The organism is Pseudomonas sp. (assembly GCF_036387035.1).
Lineage (GTDB): Bacteria > Pseudomonadota > Gammaproteobacteria > Pseudomonadales > Pseudomonadaceae > Aquipseudomonas.
In genome coordinates, this window is record NZ_DASVUM010000159.1 from 1 (window position 1) to 2,962 (window position 2,962).

At 61.2% G+C, this 2,962-nt stretch carries 3 protein-coding genes; all 3 read right to left on the bottom strand.

Features of this window, described 5'->3' with window-relative positions:
• Positions 1-374 precede the first annotated feature (374 nt).
• Complete coding sequence (locus tag VF672_RS15180) at positions 375-818, bottom strand: Hsp20 family protein (RefSeq protein ID WP_331105392.1); 444 nt, start codon at positions 816-818, stop codon at positions 375-377.
• 115 nt (positions 819-933) lie between these two features.
• Positions 934-1,893 (bottom strand): tRNA-dihydrouridine synthase, encoded by a 960-nt coding sequence (locus VF672_RS15185; protein WP_331105393.1) that lies wholly within the window; start codon positions 1,891-1,893, stop codon positions 934-936.
• 75 nt (positions 1,894-1,968) lie between these two features.
• Complete coding sequence (locus tag VF672_RS15190) at positions 1,969-2,409, bottom strand: thioesterase family protein (RefSeq protein WP_331105394.1); 441 nt, start codon at positions 2,407-2,409, stop codon at positions 1,969-1,971.
• Positions 2,410-2,962 lie beyond the last annotated feature (553 nt).

The following is a 2,962-nucleotide window of genomic DNA, read 5'->3' on the forward strand; positions in this document are numbered from 1 at the left end:
CGAACCCCAGAACCCGCAGATCAAGGCGCGAAACATAGGCATCGATCACGCGGACCAGATGGTCTTCGGGGATTACTTCGTCGATGGACACAGGAAACAGGCTGGTCTGGTTTCGCGATTCGCCCTGGATATACGCCATAAGAAAATGCCCCGCACCTTTCGATTCGGGGCATTTTCTTAGATCCGAGACAGGTTGGCTAGGTTTTCACACAATCTGAACGGCACCGGCTTCGGGGAATCAATGAACGCCTTCACCAGCAAGCCGGCTCCTACGGACCTCATGCACGCCAACGCTTGTGTGCGTTGCCGAGAGACCTTTGCAGAAACACATGGAAAAGGCGCCCCGGAGGGCGCCTTTTTTTGGCCTGACCGAATCAGTGGGTCAGGGATTTCTGCGCATTGATTTCGATGCGTTTTGGCTTGGCCTCTTCAGGCACCAGACGCAGCAGGTCAATGTTCAGCAAGCCATTGGCCAGAGCAGCGTTCTTGACCTCAATGTGGTCAGCCAGGCGGAACGACAGCTTGAATGCACGCTGGGCGATCCCTTGATGCAGGAAGGTCACGCCTTCGGCGGTGTTCTCGCGCTTGCTGCCGGTGACGGTCAACACGCCCTTCTCGACTTGCAGCTCCAGATCTTCCTCCTGAAACCCCGCCGCCGCGACGACGATGCGGTACTGGTCATCGGCGTGCTTCTCGACGTTGTAGGGAGGGTAGCTGCTGGCCGACTCGTTGCGTGCGGCTGACTCGAACAGGTCGTTGAAGCGGTCAAAGCCGACAGAGTGACGGAACAGTGGAGCCAGGGAAAATGCAGTAGTCATCTGAAAGTCTCCTGAAAAATCAGCAAGTGGTTGTCTCCGCGACCCGACTTCGGCATCGCGTAATCCCAAAATAGGGACGGCCCTTTGCGTTTCAAGAGAACTCCAGAAAAAATTTTCAGGCGGCTTGCGGTACCGTCACACCGAGCATCTGGCTGATGCGCTCGCAGTCGGTTTCGCGGCGCAGGGCGTCAAACAGCACGGTCGCCTCGGGGTAGCTTTTGGTCAGCAAGACCACCCATTGCTTGAGCCGACCTGGCGCTTGTATCCGGGTCATTTTGGCCATGGCCTGACACCAGAAATCACGCAGCAACGGCTGCAACTCGGCCCACGTCATGGGGATGACGTCACGCCCGGCCTGCGCAGCGGCGATCTGCCGGCCCAGGTCCGGACGCGCCACCAGACCGCGACCGATCATGATGTCGCGGGCCCCGCAGATTTCCCGGCAGCGACGCCAGTCGTCCACGGTCCAGATCTCGCCGTTGGCAATGACCGGGATCTTCACCACGTCCTGAATCTTGCCGATCCACTCCCAATGGGCCGGTGGCTTGTAGCCGTCGACTTTGGTGCGGGCGTGGACGACGATATGTTCCGCGCCGCCCGCCTCCAGCGCCCGGGCGCAATCAAGGGCCGGCGCGGTGCTGTCGTAACCCAGGCGCATCTTGGCGGTGACCGGAATGTGCGCGGGCACGGCGCGGCGTACGTGGCTGAGGATAGTGTGCAGTAGCTCCGGCTCCTTGAGCAGCACCGCACCGCCCCGGGACTTGTTGACCGTCTTGGCCGGGCAGCCGAAATTCAGGTCGATGACCGGCGCGCCCAGTTCCGCTGCGAACGCTGCGTTCTCGGCCAGGCACACCGGGTCCGAACCCAGCAATTGCACGCGCAGCGGCACGCCGGCACGGGTTTTCGAACCTTGCAGCAGCTCGGACGCCAGCTTGTGGAAGTAATGCTCCGGCAGTAGACGCTCGGTCACCCGGATGAATTCGGTCACGCACCAGTCGATGCCGCCCACTTGCGTCAGCACGTCGCGCAGGATGTCATCGACCAGGCCTTCCATGGGCGCCAAGGCAATTTGCATGGGTCACACTCGAAAAAAAGTCCGGCAGTTTACGCAGAGGCCGGCGGCTTGGATACGGTTTAAGCGCACCGGACGTCAGGAGATCGCGCGGTGCAGCCCGGCGGCGTATCCGTCGATGAATTCGCTCGGCATGCGCTTGGGCTTGCCCGATGACAGTTCGATGCAGACGAACGTGGTTTGTGCGCGCAGCAACGTCATGCCGTCACTGGGACGTTTGAGCTGAAAGCGACGGGTCATCTTCAGGCGCTGGTCCCAATCGACGATCCAGGTCGCGAGCTCCAGCTGGTCATCCTGATACGCACTCGCCAGGTAGTCGATTTCATGCCGCACCACGGCCATGGCCCGGTCGAGTCGGCGGTACTCGGTCAGGTCCAGGCCCAGTTGCTGCGAATGCCGCCAGGCGCAGCGCTCCAGCCAGGTGACGTAGACGGCATTGTTGGCGTGGCCCAGCCCGTCGATATCTTCAGCGCCCACCTGCAGATCAATGACGAACGGCGTTGCCAGATCCCAAACCATATTTTCCTGCCTTATCAAATCCATCACCCGGGCAGTGTAACCAATTTAGCAGGGCTGGCTGACCACGCGCGTTTAGTGAGACTGGCTGACCACCTGCATTTAGTGGGACTGGCTGATCACGCGCATTTAGTGGGACCGGCCGACCACGTGCGTTTAGTGGGACCGGCTTTAGCCGGGAAGGCGTTGGATGTCACGCCGCAGAATCGATGGTGACTGCGCTGGCCTCTTCCCGGCTGAAGCCGGTCCCACTGACTGACCATGTGCAGTAGCAGGACCGGCCGACCACGTGCGTTTAGTGGGACCGGCTTTAGCCGGGAAGGCGCCGGATGTCACGCCGCAGAATCGATGGTGCCTGCGCTGGCCTCTTCCCGGCTGAAGCCGGTCCCACTAGGGAACCGCGTGCATGCAGTGAGATTGGCGGCGCACCCATTGTGGGACCGGCTTTAGCCGGGAAGGCGCCGGATGTCACGCCGCAGAATCGATGGTGCCTGCGCTGGCCTCTTCCCGGCTGAAGCCGGTCCCACTAGGGAACCGCGTGCATGCAGTGAGATTG

Coding starts and splice junctions, on each gene's coding strand:
- VF672_RS15190 (WP_331105394.1), bottom strand. CDS start 2,409: ATGGTTTGGGATCTGGCAACGCCGTTCGTCATTGATCTGCAGGTGGGC.
- VF672_RS15185 (WP_331105393.1), bottom strand. CDS start 1,893: ATGCAAATTGCCTTGGCGCCCATGGAAGGCCTGGTCGATGACATCCTG.
- VF672_RS15180 (WP_331105392.1), bottom strand. CDS start 818: ATGACTACTGCATTTTCCCTGGCTCCACTGTTCCGTCACTCTGTCGGC.